The sequence below is a fragment of the Granulosicoccus sp. 3-233 genome, assembly GCF_052681095.1.
The window spans coordinates 287,572-305,765 of record NZ_JBQYLE010000007.1; the positions used below are offsets into that span (position 1 = coordinate 287,572).

Here is an 18,194-nt window from a genome sequence, read left to right on the forward strand (position 1 = left end):
CATGCCCACGCCCTGCAAGCCCGACAAACTGATCTCGCCGGAAGAACTACCTCTTTGGGTACCCGGCGTCGCGACCTGTTCCAGTCACCAGCTGGACTGGAAAGACGTGTCCCAATGCAGTTATCGCTACCAGGGACAGGATGTGGAAATCCCGGCCATGGAGCGCTTCATGGTCGTACGCTACCACGTGGGCGAGACGCCCATGGACCGTCAGTTCGACGGGCAGTGGACCCGCACGAAATGCCAACCCGGCCATTTCTCACTGTTGTCACGTGCCGCCGATTCTCACTGGCACTGGACCGATGACGTCGAAGTCTCTCACCTGTATCTGTCCAATGAATTGATGTCTCGAGTCGCCAGCGACATGCTGGACAAGGAGGTCGGGGAGATTCTGTTACACGATGTTCTCAGAGGCACAGACCCGGTGGTCAATGGTATTGTCGACATGATGACACTGGAGGCAGGCCATCAGAAAAAGGGCAATGCCTTGTACGCAGAGGCACTGGGGGTTCAACTTGCAGTTCATCTGCTGCGCTTTTATGCCAGCTGCGCCGAGCGGGCAAAACCCCGAAACGGACAACTGAGTCCATTGCAGTTATCACGTCTGCGGGAGTACATCGACGCACACTTGCAGGACAGCATCACACTGGCCGAGTTGGCCGAGTTGCTCAATCTGGGTGTCTGGACGTTCGGGCGTCAGGTACAGCGAACACTCGGCTGTACGGCCCAGGCACTGGTCATGCAACATCGCATCGATCGGGCCACGGCATTACTGAGGGCCGATCAATTGCCCCTGAAACAGGTTGCCGCCGCCAGTGGATTTTCCGATCAGGCACACATGACACGCAGCTTCCGCGCTCACCATGGCGTCACGCCGGGGGCATTCCGTAAGTCCCGGCGGACACGACAGCTCACGCAGGATTGAGTTATCAAGCACCACCCGGGGCCTCCGGGAATAGAGCTGCCAACCCCATTCAATGAATTCACCGAACGATTCAATACCAACCCTTCTCGATTGCCTACAGTGACATTCCGCAGGCGCACAAGTGTTGTGACAGGATCTGCCACTTGATCGTGGCAAGCCGCTGATTCTGCCAACACCTGATTCAACGCCAGATCAGTATCCGCTTGCAAGAGCGGTCTCACAGACCATCGAGGAATGTCATCATGAATTCGCACACCAGCACATCGGAAAACGCCTCTGTCAATCTCCCAACGAGAACCCTGGACGCCCTGATCATCGGCGCGGGGGTGGCCGGACTGTATCAGCTGCATCAGTTACGCGAGCAAGGCCTGTCGGTTCGCGCCTACGATGCTGCAGGTGGTGTAGGCGGCACCTGGTACTGGAACCGCTACCCCGGAGCCAAATTCGATTCGGAATCCTACATCTATCAGTACCTGTTCTCCGAAGAGCTGTACATGGGCTGGCAATGGAGCGAACGCTTCCCCGGGCAACCCGAAATCGAGCGTTGGATGAACTATGTCGCCGATGAACTGGATCTGAAGAAGGATATTCAGTTCAACACTCAGATCGTCAGTGCTCACTTCGATGAGAACCGACAGCGTTGGAGCGTCACCACCGACTCGGGCGAGCTTATCGACACGCAGTTTCTCGTCACCTGTTGCGGCATGCTCTCCGCCCCACTCACCGACATGTTCCCGGGTCAGGACAGCTTCAACGGTGAGATATTTCACACTTCACGCTGGCCGCACGACCCGGTCAAGCTGGCTGGAAAACGCGTGGGTGTGGTCGGCATCGGTGCCACCGGCATCCAGGTCATCCAGACCATCGCCGACCAGGTTGATCAACTCAAGGTCTTTGTCAGAACACCACAGTATGTGCTGCCGATGAAGAACCCCAGCTACGGCCCGGAGCAGGTGAGCGATTACCAACAGCGTTTCAGGGAACTCAAGGACACCCTGCCACATACTTTCGCAGGTTTCGAATACGATTTCGAAGTGACCTGGGCTGAGCTGACACCCGAGCAACGCCTTGCTCGTCTCGAAGACACCTACGCCAATGGCTCACTGAAACTATGGCTGGCCTCGTTTGCCGAGATGTTCTTCGATGAAACGGTGAGTGAGGAAATATCCGAATTCGTGCGCGAAAAGATGCGCAAGCGTCTGGGTGATCCGCAACTGTGCGACCTGCTGATACCTACCGACTATGGCTTTGGCACCCATCGTGTTCCACTGGAAACCAACTACCTCGAGGTTTACCTGCGCGATAACGTGGAAGCCGTTCCGGTAAGGGACAACCCCATCGAGCGTGTGTTGCCAGAGGGCATACAAACGGCTGACGGTACCGTGCATGAACTGGACGTGATCGTGCTGGCCACCGGTTTCGACGCAGGCTCCGGCGCCTTGACCCGCATCGATATACGCGGACGTGACGGGCGCTCTCTCAAGGAGGAATGGGGCCGGGATATTCGTACCACCATGGGTCTGCAGATTCATGGCTATCCGAACCTGTTCACCACCGCTGTGCCCCTTGCCCCATCCGCCGCCCTGTGCAATATGGCTACCTGCCTGCAACAGCAGACCGAGTGGATCAGCAACTGCATTCACTACCTGCGACAGAACGCACATCGCGTTATCGAACCATTGGCAGAGACCGAGGAACAATGGGTGCAGCACCATGACGAGACGGCCAATGCCACGCTGATTACCAAGACCGACTCCTGGTACATGGGCAGCAACATACCGGGAAAACCCCGACGCTTGCTCTCCTACTGCGGCGGTGTCGGCACCTACAAGGCCAAATGCGACGATGTCGCGCAACGCGAATACGAAGGTTTTGCCATGCAATAAGGCTCGACTCGAACAGAGCCATTACCGACAACCACGGAGAATCCCCTTGAACAAGACATTCACACAAACTGCTGATGACATTCTGACCAATACCGTCGCCGCCGACCCGGGTGTACCCGGTGTCGTCGCCATGGTCACTGACAGAGAAAGCAATCTCTATGAAGGCGCCGCTGGCAAGCGCTCGCAGGGTAGTGATACGGACATGACGACCGACAGCGCTTTCGCCATTTTTTCCACCACCAAGGCCATCACCGCGACGGCCGCCCTGCAGCTGGTGGAGCAGGGAAAACTGGACCTGGATGCACCGGCCAGCCAGTACGCTCCCGATATCGGCAAACTGCAGGTCATCGAAGGCTTTGACGATGACGGGACACCTCGACTGCGCGCTCCGAAACGGGACATCACCACTCGAATGCTGCTTCTGCATACTGCTGGATTCGGTTATGACTTCTTCAACGAAACCTATCATCGCCTGGCTCAGGAACAGGGCCAGCCCAGTGTCATCACGGCATCGAAGGAGGCTTTGATGACCCCCCTGCTGCGTGACCCCGACGAGCAATGGGAGTACGGCAGCAACATGGACTGGTGTGGACAAGTTGTGGAAGGCATCAGCGGCATGCGGCTGGGTGAGGTGTTTCAGAAACGCATCTTCGACCCCCTGGGTATCCAGGACATGACCTTCGAGCTCAATGATGATCTGCGCGCGCGACTGGCCATCATGCATGCGCGCAACGAAGATGCTTCACTAACGCCCATGGAGTTCGAATTACCGGACAAACCGGATATTCACATGGGCGGACACGGCCTCTACGGCACGGTCGGCGACTACATGCGCTTCATTCGCATGTGGCTCAACGATGGTCAGGGAGAGCACGGTCAGGTGCTGAAACCCGAGACCGTGAAGATGGCAGAACAGAACCATCTGGGTAGCCGCAAGATCTGCGCCCTGCCGGGCGTGATTCCCTCACTGTCCAACGATGCTGAGTTCTTCCCCGGTCAGGAAAAATCCTGGGCGTTCAGCTTCATGGTCAATGATGAAACCGCACCCACAGGTCGTCCGGCCGGTGCCCTGGGCTGGGCGGGGCTTGCCAATCTGTTCTACTGGATTGACCGTCAGAACGGCTATGGCGGTTTCTGGGCGACGCAGATTCTGCCCTTTGCCGATGTCGCCTCGTTTACCGGCTACATGCAGCTGGAAACCGCCTTCTATGATTCTCTGAAAAGCGCTCAGGCAGCCTGATAGCGTAGCCAGGCAACTAACAGGTCTGGTCGATAGACCAGGCCTGTGCCAAGAACGGTAGACGCAATCGCTCGACGCATCGCGTACTACAACAGGGATACAAGGACAGAATGATCCGAGGTTACCCAAAGTCAGCGTCGTTCATCCGCGGGTGTACACTGGCAGTGTCGATGGCGTCATCCACGTCCCACGTGCATGACTTGGCCACGGTCTACGGGGAACAGGCATGAATCTGGAACGGGTAGTCTTCGGTTTTTTCACGATCCTGGCGTTGACCTTCAATCTGGTCTTCGTCATGGGTGAGATCGACAACCCGAATCATCACGATGTCTGGGTACTGACCATTGCCATACTGGTCAACCTGATTGCAACCGGCCTGAAACTCGGAGATCGCTCCCAGATCGGCGCTCTGCTGCTGGCCGCCAGTCTGGTTGCCGACCTGCTGCTGATCACGGCCCGAATCTTCTGGATCGTTGCCGAGAGCGATTCGGCCACCGGACCCAGTGCAGATGCCACGGTGAATATCGTGTCGCTGGCCGCCGGTGCCCTGGTGGCGAATATCGTCTCGGCGGTCATCCTCGTCGGTGATGCGCTGATGTCTCGCCGCTAGGCACACGCCCGTGACCTCGACCTCCGATCTGGACCGAGTCACCATGGTGGTATTGCGCCATATGCGCAAGCCGGTATTCGCCCTGATCATCGTCTACGCCATCGGCATCAGCGTGATGGCGCTGATCCCCGGGGTGGACGCCGAAGGCAATCCGGAGAAAATGAGTCTCTTCCATGCCTTCTATTTCTTCACCTACACCGCGACCACCACCGGCTTTGGTGAGATTCCGCACGCCTTCAGCGATGTGCAACGTCTGTGGGCCGTGTTCTGCCTGTACATGGGCGCCATCGCCTGGTTGTATGCCATCGGTTCCATCATCGGTCTGGTACAGAATCCGCATTTCACACGGGCGGTGAATGAACACGGTTTCGCCCGGCGGGTGCGTCAGCTGCGAGACCCGTTCGTCATCGTCTGCGGTTTTGGTGATACTGGCAGCCTGTTGGCTCGTGGGCTCAGCGACCATCACCGCCGAGCCACCGTGCTCGATCGCGATCCGGAACGCATCAAGGCCTTTGCCGTACGCGACTATCGCGTCAGAATGCTGGGCCTCTGTGCACACCCGGACGTCCCCCGCCACCTGATCGATGCCGGTGTCAGACAGCCGGAATGCAAGGCTGTCGTGGCACTCACCAATGAGGAAGACGCCAATCGACAGATAGCGATTGTCGCCAAATTGCTGAACCCCGCTGTCAAGGTCATCGCGCGCTCGACCTCGGAGCGCCACTGCAAGCATCTGAACGCCTTGCAGGATGTGCAGGTCGTCAACCCTTTTGCCGTATTCGCCGAACTGCTGGACATGGCCATCATCTCTCCACTGTTGCATAACCTGAATAGCTGGCTGGTTGGCGTGCCGGGGGCGCGTCTCGGGCATCCACTGGATGTACCGCGCGGGATCTGGATCCTGTGCGGCTATGGGCGCATGGGGCAGGAGTTGCATAGTCGAATGGTACGTCATGGCATAGAGACCGTGGTGATCGATCCGGAGGTCACTGCCTGTGAATTCCCCGGACGTATCGTTCGTGGTTATGCCGACTACGATACGCTCAGAGAGGCTGGTGTCGAACAGGCTGCCGGTATCGTGGCAGGCACCGACAGTGATTCGGACAATCTCGGCATACTGGTGTGTGTCCGTCACCTGAATCCCGAGGCGTTCACGGTCGTTCGTCAGAACAAGCACGAGAACCAGCTGGCTTTCGATGCAGCACAAGCCAATCTGATTCTGCAGTCCAGCCTCACCACCGCACGCCGCATCCTGAAAACGCTCATTTCTCCGCTGATTCAGGAGCTGATCGAGTATCTCTACGAGCGAGATCAACAAACCGAAGCAATCGTGCAGCGGCTGCGCACAACCGTGGGTGGGCACTCCCCCCATCTCTGGCGGGTCGCCATCACCGTCGAGGACGCATCGGCCGTCATGGAGTTTCTCGAATCCGGCAAGCGCTTGACGCTCGGAGAGCTGATTCGCCACCCCGACCGTCCGGAAGGCACGCTGCCTTGTGTGCCTCTGGTCATCCGGCGACGGCAGGAACTGCTGATGCTGCCAGCTGACAGCGAAGTCGTCTTGCCTGACGACGGCATCCTGTTCTGCGGCAGTGAGCGCAGCGAAAGACTGTTGCAAGCCACCCTGAACAATCCCTACACCCTGCACTATCTGATCACAGGTGTTGAAGAGCCTCGTGGGCTGGTGTTCCAGTGGTTTGCTCGCTGGTCCGGCCAAGCCTGACATCAGGCGACGAGGACCAGCGGCATCGGCAACATCAACATCAACAACGGCAACGGCAACGGCAACGATGCAGCAGGCTGTCTATCGGCTACTTTGCCAACACCCACTGCTCCTCGATTCGGCATCCCGCCTGACGCAGGATGACCGACACTGGGCACTTCCTGCCGACCAGCTCACGCAAGCGCTGCACCGCCTCCTCACTGGCATCCGTGTCGAGCTCGACCCGCAGCCGTACATCCGGAAAAGGCACCGTCACATCTGCCCTGCCGAACACGCCCCGTGTGTCGAAATCCGCGCTGACCGACATCTTCAGGTCGCGCAGCTTCACACCCATTTGTCCGGCCACGAAATGCGTGATGACATTGGTGCAACCCAGAAACGCTGACAGCAAGGTCTCCAGTGGCGTGGCATGAAGATCGGTACCACCGCGTTCCTTGGGCTCATCGGTAATCACCACATGACCTCTGGCGAGCATGTCGGTGCGTGCGGCGGTCACGGCAGCGGCCGTGACATCGATCCTGAACAGATCAGGCATGGATACAGTCATGGATAGTTTCCCTGTGGATAAGGTTGATCATCAGACCGACAGATAGCGCGACACCAACTCGGGTGACTGGCGCAGTTCATCGGATGTGCCTTCGAACTTCACTTCACCCTTTTCCAGGATGTAAACCCGATCACTGAGATCCAGCACGAAGTTCAGGTTCTGTTCGGCAAGCACCAGGGACAGACCTGCAGCCTGGAGGGCAGCAATCTGCTCCTTGAGCTTGTCCACCACCAATGGCGCCAGCCCTTCGGATGGTTCATCGAGCAACAGCAATTCGGGGTTGCCCATCAGACTTCTGGCGATGGTCAGCATCTGCTGCTGCCCACCCGACAGATGCCCACCGCGACGATCCCTGAATCGCTCCAGCTCGGGAAACAGGGCGTACACCTTTTGCTCATCCCACTGCTCGGCATCACCGTGCATGCGCCTGGCAATATCCAGATTTTCCCAGACCGTCAGATCAGGAAACACCCGACGGTCCTCAGGCACGAAACCCACTCCCAGACGGGCAATGTCGGAGGTCGGCATGCCGTTGACCTTTTGCCCCTTCCAGCTGACACTTCCCTGCGAAGGCGGCGTCAGACCCATGATGGAGCGCATGGTCGTACTCTTGCCCACGCCATTGCGTCCGAGAAGGCCAACACTCTCACCCGCCTCGACCCGTACCGAAATATCGAACAGAACGTCCGAGATACCATAGGAGGTATGTATTCCATCGACCTCAAGCAGCGTCATCAGCGTAGCCTCCCAGGTATATCCTGCGCACATCGTCGTTGGCCCGAATCTCCTGTGGCGTGCCACTGGCCACCAGCTCGCCGTGGTGCAGAACCGAGATCCGGTCGGCGATGGTGAAGACCACATGCATATCATGCTCGGTGAACAACAGAGTCAGTTGCCGCTGTTCGGCGATGTCGGCAATCAGCGCAATTGAATCCAGCGTCTCCTGCGGCGACATACCTGCCGTGGGTTCATCCAGCAACAGCAGTTCGGGTTCGGAACACAGGGCTATGGCCAACTCCAGCTGCTTCTGCTTGCCATAGGACATCAGCCCGGCGGTCACGGTCTCGTCCTCGGTGAGATTGACCAGTTCCAGCATCTGCAGGGTCTCCTCCCGGAACAAGGCTTCGGCCTTGCGAAACAGTCGAAAGCTCATGCCTTTGTGAGCAATCATGGCGACCTGCACGTTCTCGAACACACTCATCTGCGGATAGATATTGATACGCTGGAAGGAGCGCCCGATACCACGCCGGACAATACGACTCGGCGAAAGCCCCGTGATTCGGCGCCCCTTGTAACTGACCACTCCCCGGGTGGGAATGATCTGTCCCGTCAGACAGTTGAAGAAGGTCGTCTTGCCCGCTCCGTTAGGCCCGAGAATGGCGTGTCTTTCGCCTTCCTGCAATGTCAGGGATATCCCGTCCAATGCCTGAAAACCACTGAAATTCATGCCCAGATCGTTGATCGTCAGCACACTCATCGTCGCGTTCCTCCTCGACGTCGATTCAGGAAGCCGGCAATGCCCGTTGGCATGAAAAACAGGACAGCCAGTAGAATCACGCCCATGACCGACGGCCAGTACTGCGTGTATTCGGTGACGGTGCGATCCAGAAAGATCAGAACGGCGGCACCAATGACGGGGCCAACAAAGCTTCCCACGCCGCCGAGAATCGACATGATCATCACTTCCGCGGAGGTGGACCACCAGGCGGTTTCCACGAATACCGAGTGATTGAATACGGTAAACAGGGCACCGGCCACACCGGCAAAGGTACCGGCCAGCGTGAAGGCCACCAATTGCACGCGGCGCACATTGACACCGATGAATTCCGCACGGTTGCGGTTCTCTCGTGTGGCCACCAGTGTCATGCCATAGGCTGAACGCACGATGACCCACAATACGCTGGCACACAGCAGAACGACACACAGAGAGAAATAGAAGAAGCGCACCGGTGAATCGAGAAATTCAGGCACAGCCACACCGATGAATCCGGTATCTCCCCCCGTCACACTCACCCACTTGAAAGCGATGGCCCAGACCAGTTGTCCGAAGGCCAGCGTCAGCATGGAAAAATAGATTTCAGTGAGCTTGACGCAGAAGTAGCCGACGAGAGCCGCTGCCAGAGCGGTCACTGCCACCGCCGCCGGAAAGGCAAGCAGAAACGGCCAGCCCAGCGTAGTCAGCAGAATGGCGCTGGCGTAGGCGCCTATCGAGAACCAGGCGGCATGACCGAAGGATATCAATCCGCCATAACCCAGCAGCAGATTGAAACTCAGCGCAAACAGCGCGAATATCTGTATTTCAATGACCAGATAGATCAGATAACGACTCCCTGCCAGCGGCACCAGCGCCAGTAGCAATACCAGCAAAGCCGCTCCCGTAATTGACTTGTTCATCGATAGCCCGCCTCGGGTTTGCCCAACAGCCCCCAGGGGCGTATCAACAGCACCAGCACCATCATCAGATAGATGAGCACTATCTCGAACTCGGGTATCAGCAAGACGCCGAAGGCGTTGAGCAAGCCCAGTATCAGGGAACCGAGAAAGGCCCCACCAAGACTTCCCAGACCACCGATGATGGCGATGATGAAGCACTCCACGACGATCTCGGCATCCATGCCCGGTGCCAGCGCGATCGCGGGTGCGGCCAGCGCCCCGCCCATGCCGGCTATTGCAGAACCGGCCACGAACACCCACAGATAGATGCGCCCGACATTGATGCCCAGAGACTCCAGCATCTCGCGATCCTGCCGCGCCGCCCTGACCAGTCGCCCAGCCCGGGTTCGATTGACGAAATACCACAAGCCCAGCCCCACCAGCACCCCGATGACACACAGCAGGAGACGATAGCTCGGGTAGTAGGCCACACCCAGATTGGTGGCACCGTCCAGACCCGGCGGGAACGACACCGACAGAACCGAACTACCCCAGCCAACCTTGACCAGGTCGCCAATGAGCAGCACCAATGCATAGGTGAAGAGCAATTGATACAGGTGATCCCGATGATAGAGATGACGCAGCATCAGGCGCTCGATGATCCAGGCGAGCGCACCCAAGGCCAGCGCAGAACCGATGACCGCCAGCCAGAATCCCATGGGGCTCATGTCAAAGGCGCCGACCAGCGTGAAGCAGACATAGCCGCCCAGCATGAAGAAGGCACCATGGGCGAAATTCAAGACGCGTAGCACACCCAGAATCAGCGTCAGTCCTGACGAGATGATGAACAGATTCATCCCCAGCGATAGTCCGTTCATCAGCTGGATGAAAAGTAGAACCGGATTGTCGAACATGTACAGGCACTCCGATGGTTGCTTGACCGTATAGGCAGGGGGAGCAGCGACAAGTGGTCGCCGCTGGCCCGCGGGGAGCGGCGCGATGATCATCGCGCCGGCACCGAGTGTTTACCCCGGGGTCTGACCCCGGGGCAGCGGTCAGTCCATCAGGTCGTCGGCCGGCACATACTCGACCGGATTCAGAACCTTGAAGGGGTAGCTCTCATCTTCCGAGTCACTCATCTGCCCCCAGAATTGCCCCCGATTGGCCTGATGGTCGGATGCGCGCATGGTCTGCTTGCCAATGGGCGTATCGATGGTCAAGCCTTCAAGCGCGGCAATCACGGCATCCGCGTTCACATCGCCCGCGGCCCGGACACCTTCCAGAACCCATTTGGCCGCGATATAACCGGTACTGGGCCAGGATGGCGGATGCTCGCTACCCAGATAGGCCTTCAGCTCCTTCACATAGGCGTTGTGCTCAGGAGTATCCGGGTAGTAGAAGAGCTCGTAGCTGTTGGTCCAGATGCCTGCCGGCATGTCCTTGCCCATGTTCTCGGATACCAGCGGGGCACCCACTTCGCCGGCACTGACGAATTCCAGCTGATCGAAGAAGCCGAACGGTTTGGCCTGTTTGGCAAAGGCGGGGAAGATGCCACCCCAGATATTGGAGAACACCCCGTCACAACCGGCCCCCATGGTCTTGGTGATATAGGCGGTGTAGTCTGTGGTACCGAACTTGGGCCACTCCTGATTGATGATCTGCGCATCAGGGCGAATCTTCTGCAGATGGGCCGTGAAGGATTCATCGAGACTGTAGCCATAGGAGTAGTCCAGCAGCAGGGTACAGACCTTGTCCCAGCCCAGCTTGTCGACAATGATGGCTGCCGATTTTCCTTCGGTATTGGTATTGGCAGCTGCCCGGAAAAGATGTCGGTGAAAATACTCGGGGCTTGTCATTTCGGTGGTCTTGGGAATCGACGCGACATAGATCACGCCTTCCTGTTTGGCCACTTCCGAAATCGCCTGCCCTTCCGAAGAGCTGATGCCACCGACCAGGAAATCCACCCCGTCCTTGGCAATCATGTCACGGGCAGCAGCCGTGGCCTCTGCAGGGTTGCATTTCGAATCCCGATGAACCGTGACCACCTTGCGCCCATCAATGCCGCCTTCGGCATTGACCTTGTCAACGAGCATCTGGTGCCCCTTGAGTGCCGACTCACCAAATATCAGACAGGGTCCAGAAGTGGCATACAGAGCGCCTATCCTGATTTCCTGCTCCTCCGCCAGGGCGGGATGTGACGCCATCGCAGCGGTAACTGCGGCGCACACGAGAAGTGCTGTCGTTTTCTTCGACATGGTATTTTCCTCCATTATTATAAGGATATTGATGCTGAGCTCGCGCCAGCGCCTGCCAGCAATTTCAGAAAGCCGGCAGACCTGCAGTGCGCGTTTCGCAGCGGTACAACGAGGTGGATGAGGTAAAGAACAGTTGTCGCAGATCCTCACCCCCCCAGGTGAAGTTCGCGGTCAGCTCGGCCATCAGAATGACCCCGAGACAAACCCCATCCGGTGTGAACACATGCACTCCCCCGGGGCCCGTGCAGTAGAGATTGCCGAGGGAATCGATCTTCATGCCGTCCGGATGACCTTCGGCTTCCCCGTCAAGGGTCACCCAGACATCACCACCACTGGCGTCACCCTGTGCGTTCACGTCGAACACGCGCACATGGGACCGCTCGGTATCGTTGACATAGAGACGCTGCTGATCGAGCGACAGGCACAGGCCATTGGGTTGTGCGAAATCATCAGCCAGCAAGGACAGGCCGCTACCGTCAGGCTTCACGCAATAGACTCCGCGGAATGACAACTCCGGTTCTCGAGGGACACCGAAGAACTCCATACGCCCATAGGTGGGATCGGTGAAGAACACCAGACCATCTCGACGCACCACGATGTCATTGGGGCTGTTCAACTCCTGCCCATCGTAATGCGAAGCAAGCACCGTGATGGATTGATCGGCTTCGGTGCGGGTGACGCGACTGGTGGCATGCTCGCAGGTGAGCATACGACCCTGTGCATCGTAGGCATTGCCGTTGGCCATGTTGCTGGGTTGGCGCAAGGTGGTCACACCGGTACTCGGCGACCAGCGACGCATGTGATCGGCCGGCATGTCCGAAAAGGTCAGATGATGCTCTTGCGTATGCCAGATGGGCCCCTCGGTGAACGTGAATCCACCGGCCAGTCTTTCCAGCTCAACCGTATCGCCGATCATCTCGCGGAAGCGTTCATCGCGTATCTGAGCACTCACGATTGCGCCCTGAGTTCCTTGACGCGTTGACCCCCGGAAAACCAGTCGGATTCGGACACTTCATCGAATACGATCCAGACATTGCTGGCGGGAATTCCTGCAGCCTCAGCGATGGATCGTGTCACGTCCTCATTGATTCTTGCCTTGATTCCCACCGGATCTGCAGCAATGACTTCCTTGACAATTCGAATGTTCACAAATGGCATGGCGCTCTCCGATACGTGGTTGCCGAACCGGAATCTGTTCGGTTGCCAGCAGTCTACGGATGACGTTCTGGCGGTATACGCAGAGGTACGCAGACTATGCACGGAAGGCCGCACATCGGCTGCGGGAACCCGCAGGTGTTGCTCGGCCATGGGTGTAGGGGCCTGAGCTGCATTGAGCCGCACCCTGCTCGATTCGAAGCGGTCCGGCTTGCGTTGACTCGACGAAGCTGCAACAACATCAGCAACGCTGGCACCGTCCGCGTACCGCCACGCAAACTCAGTCCTGTCGCCCCTCGCGCCTGAACCATTCCTGCAGCAAGGCATCCTCGTTCTTCAGCGAGTCCGAGTTCAGCAGGCCGCGCGACATGGCCAGAAAGACAGCCCGCGTCCGCGCGTTGTAGCAGGGGCCGTGAGTTCCGGAAGGAATCTCGGAACGATCCAGACCCAGCTTCAGATACAACTGTTGCAGACGACTCTGAGCACCTCGCAGCGAGACATTGCGCCGGGCTGCCATGACCTTGTCGGTCAGGCCCAGACTCAGATCCACCAGTGCCTCGTATTCGCACTCCGACAAGCCGGCATGCTGATCACGACTGCGACGCTGAACACCGCGCACTTCCCTGTCCACGATGCATTGCTCCTCGAGAAACACGCCCTGGATAGCCAGATGCAGGCGATCCTCGGAGGCGGACTTCAGAATATAGCCGTAGACTGCCTGTTCCGGCACGATGCGCGTGATGCCCCGAATGTAGGCCTCTTCGGCATAGTTCGACCAGAACAGAATCCGTGTCTCCGGTCGGCAGCGCCAGATATGTCTGGCAACATCCACGCCGGTGACCTTCGGCATCTGCAAGTCGAGAATCACGCGATCGTGGTGGTAGCGGTCGAAGCTGCGCATGGCCTCGGCACCATCGGCCGTTTCCTCGACATGCTGCAGATCGGGCAGAACCGTCAGAGCGATCGATTTCAGAAATGTGCGATGCAGGGCATCGTCCTCCGCGATGAGCAGACTCACCGGGCAACCTCCAGCGTCTCGAGCATGTCGGCAGGCAACGGCATGCAGAGCTCCACCTGTGTACCGCAGCCCTGGTCGACTTGCGTGATGCTGACCGTGGCAAAGACCAGCGCCGCGCGGGTGTGGATGTTGGCGATGCCACCGTGCTGGACATGTTCAGGGCTGGCGATGCCGATGCCATCATCGCGTATGCGGATATACAGACACGGCGCCTCCACCACAAGCTGTACCTCGATACGACGCGCCTCGGCGTGTTTCACCGCATTGTTGATCGCTTCCTGAACCATCCGATACAGCGACACGGTGACCGACTCGGGCAGGGTGTCGACAATCCCCCGGCTGGCATCGATCAGCTGGGTCTCCACTGCGGACTTCAGATTGGCAGTACAGCGCTGCAGATGCGCCTCGATGGCATCGGCAAAACCGAACAACTGCAACACGCCGGGTTTCATGTCTTCGACAATCCCTCGCAGCTCCACCAGACTGTTCTCCAGATCGTGTTCGATCGAGAGCAGCATCTCTTCATCAAATCGCCCGGCGGATCGCACCTTGGCCAGTCGTCGCGAGAGCCTGGCCAGATCGGCCAAGGTCTGATCGTGCAGGTCCATCCCCAGACGTTGTCGCTCCTGCTCCATGCCTTCGGTCAGATTCTGGGCCCCCAGACGCAAGGCTTCCTCACGGCCGCGCGCTTCACTCTCAGCGACCGCCGCATCCCGCGCTTCACGACCTCGCTCCAGCGCGAACAGATAGGCGGCGACCAGATCAGCGGCTCCCTGGGCGATCTCCACCAGGCGCTCGTCATATTGCGCCGTGCGATGACTGCTGATGGCCAGCGAGCCGGTGATCTCGCCCTTGACCCGCAGGGGAACGATGATCCGGCTGTGCAGATTCGCCTCGAAAATGGGGGCATTATCCGCCCCGTCGAAATGAAAGCGATCATCCTGCCAGGCATCGTCGGTCAGGATATGGTCCGCATTCCCCCACAGGACGTCTCGAATCGGACTGCACTCGGTGGGCTTCAGACGGTTTTTCAACTGGCTCCAGGACGTGTGCAATCTGGCCTCGTAGCAGATCTGGATACCCGAGGCATGCAGAAGGACGATGTCGAGATGATCATGCGGTATGAGGCTGCGCAAACCGTTAGCGAAATTTCTGAGAACCGTGTCATATTCCGTCGGCCCGGCAATGGTGCGGGCAATCGACAGAAAGCAGGCCAGTGCCTGGGCAGGATCGGGCAAGGTACTCTGCCTGTCGTCCTGCGAGGACCTTCGTGCGCTTGTCAGCTTTCCGGACAATGGTGCCAATACCTCGTTCAGACAGTGAAAACGACAGGACATCTGCCTTCGGCGGCAGCACTCGTCATCGTCGACAGGCTCGTGCAGCTGCTGCGAGCACCACCCAACACGGCGCGAGTACGCAGAGTCACAGCTCGGACTCTGGTGGTAAAGCGTAGTTTACGCCAAACTCTTGCGGGAACCCGCAGAGCGGCCCTGCCCTGTTGATGCGGGCTGGTCGACAGTGTTTGACAGATGCCAGACCAGTTGGCACAGTCTGAAATCTTCCTGTTGCCGACCGTCTGACAGCCTACGATGAGCACTCCCTGTAGCGACCCCGTGGCCCTCGGGCTCTGGCATCCACTGGCTGCCATCGAGGATATTCCGCCATCGAGCGATCAGCACACCCGGCTACTGGGTCAAGCGCTTCGCTACCGCAAGGATGCCGGCAATCAGGTGGCGGTATTTGACGGAGATCGCCCCTTGCCGGTGACACAGGCCTACGGTTATGCCTGGACCTGTCTCGGCACGCCGGCCAGACCGCTTTTCGATCTCCCTGAATACGCAGAACCTGACCGACGCAACGTCTGTGCGGCCACGGTGGGCGTTCGAGTCTCCGCACCCCGCGCCGTCGAGAATTTTCTGGACATGGGACATTTTCCGTTCGTGCATACCGGCATTCTGGGTGTCGAACCACACACCGAAGTGCGTGAGTACCGCGTTGAATTGAACGAGGAACGAGACGAGATTCTGGCCACCGAATGCATCTTCTATCAGCCCCAGGCCGCCGCAGGTGCCAGTGGTGGCATCATGGCCGACTACATCTATCGGGTACCGCACCCCTACTGCGGCGTCTTATACAAGTCCTGCCCCACGGACGAATCCCGCCTGGATGTCATCGCCCTGTTTCTGCAGCCGGTGGATGAAGAAACCGTCCGGGCCCACGCCCTGGTCAGTGTCATCGACAGCCAGAGCAGTGATCTGGACATTCGTCTGTTCCAGCAGACCATCTTCGGCCAGGACAAACCCATTCTGGAGAACCAGCTACCCAAACGCCTGCCACTGGACCCCAGAGCCGAAACCCCCATTCGTGCCGACAAGGCGGCAATCGTCTATCGACGCTGGTTGCGCGCCAAGGGTCTGCAATACGGGGTCATCCCGGCGGCGGCCTGAGCCCTCGACTGAACCCTCCAGCCGCGCGCCGCAAGCGCCGCAGTCAGGCTGTCGAACCGAATCTGTCGTGCCGGATCGACGACAGATTCCCATTGATTCAGGCGCCGATTTCTGGTTACCTAGATAGCTGTTCGAGAATTTCCCGAACCCGCCAAACTACCCGGAACATGCTCCAATTCAGTGCCGTATGATCGATCTTGAAGCAGCTCGTTATCTCTGGCACCCGATTGCAGCATCATCGGATCTCGTGCCACGTCATGTCTTCCATGCCCAGATTCTGGGACGGGAGCTGGCACTGTGGCGCGCCGACGACGACAACGTCAATGCCTGGGAGAATCGCTGCTTGCATCGCGGCGTGCGACTCTCCATTGGCATCAACGATGGTACCGAACTGCTGTGTCAGTATCACGGCTGGCGCTACGCCAATCGCACCGCGGGCTGTACCTACATACCGGCTCATCCGGCGGATGCTCCAGCGCGTACCATCTGCAACAACACCTACCCGGCGATGGAGCAATACGGTCTGGTCTGGAGCGGTGAGTCGCCCGAGGGCCCATTGCCGGTGCTCTCCACCGTGGACACCTCCTTTTTCACGCCACTACGCGCGGTCACCGTCAATGCCGCCAGTCAGGACCTGCTGCTGCCTCTGATCCAGGGCTACACAGCCCAGTTACCGGCAACAGGTGACAGCAGTCCGCGTTATGGTGCCGACACACCGGATGGCTTCACCATCATCCTGCGTGTCGCTGACCGAAGCCAGTCCGGGTCGACGCCTGTTCCCGATATCGCCTTCTTCCTGCAACCGGTCGACGCCGCCCGTACCACCATCCGCGGCATTCTGTGCGGCATCGATGAACACAACACGGATTCGCAGACGTTGAACGACCTGTTGCGATTTCACAATCGTCTGTTGTGCAACATCCGAGACCAACTGGAAAGCATGCTGGCAGATGAATCGACGCCCGCCCCCTGGATACCGATCATTCCCTCGGTCAGCGAAAATCAGGCGTCACTACCTGCATTGAGCCATTCCGGCGACAGCACCCCTCTGCGTGTACGTGTCGCGTGCATCGAATCGGTAAGTCCGAGCGTCCGCCAATTTCGGTTCGAGCCGCTGGGCGATCTGCCGGAGTCGCAGCTACCAAATGCGCAACCCGGCGCTCATATCGACGTACAGCTGCCCAACGGCCTGGTTCGTCAGTACTCTCTCATCAACGGACCGGGAGAAACCGATCACTACGCCATCGCCGTCAAGCGCGAGGCCAGCTCCGGTGGCGGCTCACAGGCGCTGCACGAGCATCTGCGAGTCGGCGACCTGCTGGCTACCTCCGTACCCCGCAACAATTTCACCCTGCGACGCGATGCCGAGCACACCCACCTGATTGCCGGCGGTATCGGCCTGACGCCACTGCTGGCCATGGCCAGAGCCTTGCACCACATGGGACGCGCCTACACGCTGCACCACTTTGCGGCTCAGGAATCCGAGCTTCTGTTCCGGTCGGAGCTGCTGGCCATGAGCGGTGAGTACCAATGCCATGTCGGCCTGACGCCCTCGCAGACGGCCACCAGGCTGGAAGAACTACTCGCCACGCCGGACGCGCACCAGCATCTGTACCTGTGTGGTCCTGCGCCCATGCTGCAATGCGCGCGCGACACAGCCGCTGCTTGCCAATGGCCCGAACGCAATGTGCATTTCGAGTATTTCAGCAATCCGGAGGCACGTGATGATTCATTGGCATTCGAGGTGGACCTGGCTCGCTCCGGTCTGAGCCTGAACGTGCCAGCCGGGCAGAGTCTGTTGAGCGTGTTACGCGAAAACGGCGTCACCCTGCCTTCGTCCTGTGAACAGGGCGCTTGCGGCACCTGCCGCGTCGCCGTGCTCGACGGCACGCCGGATCATCAGGATGTCTACCTGAGCGAGACCGAGAAGGCGCGTGGGGATTGCCTGATGAGCTGCGTATCCCGCGCCCGTTCGCAGAAGCTGACCCTGGACCTGTAGCCACACCATGCACGAT

The 18,194-nt window shown here is 58.9% G+C and carries 17 protein-coding genes; 7 read left to right on the top strand and 10 right to left on the bottom strand.

The window, feature by feature from the left end; genetic code table 11:
- Position 1: 1 nt before the first annotated feature.
- The 5 genes from ACUNV4_RS19115 (at position 2) to ACUNV4_RS19135 (ending at position 6,384) form a co-directional block, all read left to right on the top strand.
- Positions 2-925 carry a helix-turn-helix domain-containing protein gene (locus tag ACUNV4_RS19115; RefSeq protein WP_430880201.1) on the top strand — a complete coding sequence of 308 codons (924 nt, stop codon included), beginning with the start codon at positions 2-4 and terminating at the stop codon, positions 923-925.
- 242 nt (positions 926-1,167) lie between these two features.
- Positions 1,168-2,811, top strand: a complete 1,644-nt coding sequence (locus ACUNV4_RS19120; RefSeq protein ID WP_430880202.1) for a flavin-containing monooxygenase — start codon at positions 1,168-1,170, stop codon at positions 2,809-2,811.
- A gap of 46 nt (positions 2,812-2,857) precedes the next feature.
- Positions 2,858-4,051, top strand: a complete 1,194-nt coding sequence (locus ACUNV4_RS19125) for a serine hydrolase domain-containing protein (RefSeq protein WP_430880203.1) — start codon at positions 2,858-2,860, stop codon at positions 4,049-4,051.
- A 226-nt stretch (positions 4,052-4,277) separates the two neighbouring features.
- A complete protein-coding gene (locus tag ACUNV4_RS19130) occupies positions 4,278-4,661 on the top strand; it encodes a DUF6394 family protein (protein WP_430880204.1) in 384 nt (127 codons plus the stop codon).
- 10 nt (positions 4,662-4,671) lie between these two features.
- Positions 4,672-6,384 (top strand): potassium channel family protein, encoded by a 1,713-nt coding sequence (locus ACUNV4_RS19135; RefSeq protein WP_430880205.1) that lies wholly within the window; start codon positions 4,672-4,674, stop codon positions 6,382-6,384.
- A gap of 88 nt (positions 6,385-6,472) precedes the next feature.
- Here the strand turns inward: ACUNV4_RS19135 and ACUNV4_RS19140 are convergent, their stop codons facing one another.
- The 10 genes from ACUNV4_RS19140 to ACUNV4_RS19185 form a co-directional block, all read right to left on the bottom strand.
- Positions 6,473-6,931 carry an OsmC family protein gene (locus ACUNV4_RS19140; RefSeq protein ID WP_430880206.1) on the bottom strand — a complete coding sequence of 153 codons (459 nt, stop codon included), beginning with the start codon at positions 6,929-6,931 and terminating at the stop codon, positions 6,473-6,475.
- Positions 6,932-6,961: 30 nt separating this feature from the next.
- Complete coding sequence (locus tag ACUNV4_RS19145) at positions 6,962-7,666, bottom strand: ABC transporter ATP-binding protein (protein WP_430880207.1); 705 nt, start codon at positions 7,664-7,666, stop codon at positions 6,962-6,964.
- Entirely contained in the window at positions 7,653-8,408 is a 756-nt protein-coding gene (locus ACUNV4_RS19150; RefSeq protein ID WP_430880208.1) for an ABC transporter ATP-binding protein, read from the bottom strand. The genes ACUNV4_RS19145 and ACUNV4_RS19150 overlap by 14 nt, the downstream gene beginning before the upstream one ends.
- Positions 8,405-9,325, bottom strand: coding sequence for a branched-chain amino acid ABC transporter permease (locus ACUNV4_RS19155; RefSeq protein WP_430880209.1), 921 nt, complete (start codon positions 9,323-9,325; stop codon positions 8,405-8,407). The genes ACUNV4_RS19150 and ACUNV4_RS19155 overlap by 4 nt, the downstream gene beginning before the upstream one ends.
- The gene (locus ACUNV4_RS19160; protein ID WP_430880210.1) at positions 9,322-10,218 is read right to left on the bottom strand and encodes a branched-chain amino acid ABC transporter permease; all 897 of its coding nucleotides are present in this window, start codon (positions 10,216-10,218) and stop codon (positions 9,322-9,324) included. Before ACUNV4_RS19160 ends, ACUNV4_RS19155 begins: the two co-directional genes overlap by 4 nt.
- 141 nt (positions 10,219-10,359) lie before the next feature.
- Positions 10,360-11,559: an ABC transporter substrate-binding protein gene (locus ACUNV4_RS19165; RefSeq protein ID WP_430880211.1), complete on the bottom strand. Its 1,200-nt coding sequence runs from the start codon at positions 11,557-11,559 to the stop codon at positions 10,360-10,362.
- A 64-nt stretch (positions 11,560-11,623) separates the two neighbouring features.
- Complete coding sequence (locus tag ACUNV4_RS19170) at positions 11,624-12,511, bottom strand: SMP-30/gluconolactonase/LRE family protein (protein WP_430880212.1); 888 nt, start codon at positions 12,509-12,511, stop codon at positions 11,624-11,626.
- A complete protein-coding gene (locus ACUNV4_RS19175; protein ID WP_430880213.1) occupies positions 12,508-12,717 on the bottom strand; it encodes a tautomerase family protein in 210 nt (69 codons plus the stop codon). The genes ACUNV4_RS19170 and ACUNV4_RS19175 overlap by 4 nt, the downstream gene beginning before the upstream one ends.
- A gap of 277 nt (positions 12,718-12,994) precedes the next feature.
- Positions 12,995-13,732, bottom strand: coding sequence for a response regulator (locus ACUNV4_RS19180; RefSeq protein ID WP_430880214.1), 738 nt, complete (start codon positions 13,730-13,732; stop codon positions 12,995-12,997).
- Entirely contained in the window at positions 13,729-14,970 is a 1,242-nt protein-coding gene (locus tag ACUNV4_RS19185) for a GAF domain-containing sensor histidine kinase (protein WP_430880215.1), read from the bottom strand. The genes ACUNV4_RS19180 and ACUNV4_RS19185 overlap by 4 nt, the downstream gene beginning before the upstream one ends.
- A gap of 351 nt (positions 14,971-15,321) precedes the next feature.
- Between ACUNV4_RS19185 and ACUNV4_RS19190 the strand changes: the two genes are divergently transcribed.
- Together ACUNV4_RS19190 and ACUNV4_RS19195 are read left to right on the top strand one after the other, a co-directional pair.
- Positions 15,322-16,179, top strand: a complete 858-nt coding sequence (locus ACUNV4_RS19190) for a hypothetical protein (RefSeq protein WP_430880216.1) — start codon at positions 15,322-15,324, stop codon at positions 16,177-16,179.
- Between the two features lie 187 nt (positions 16,180-16,366).
- Entirely contained in the window at positions 16,367-18,178 is a 1,812-nt protein-coding gene (locus tag ACUNV4_RS19195) for a PDR/VanB family oxidoreductase (RefSeq protein ID WP_430880217.1), read from the top strand.
- Positions 18,179-18,194 lie beyond the last annotated feature (16 nt).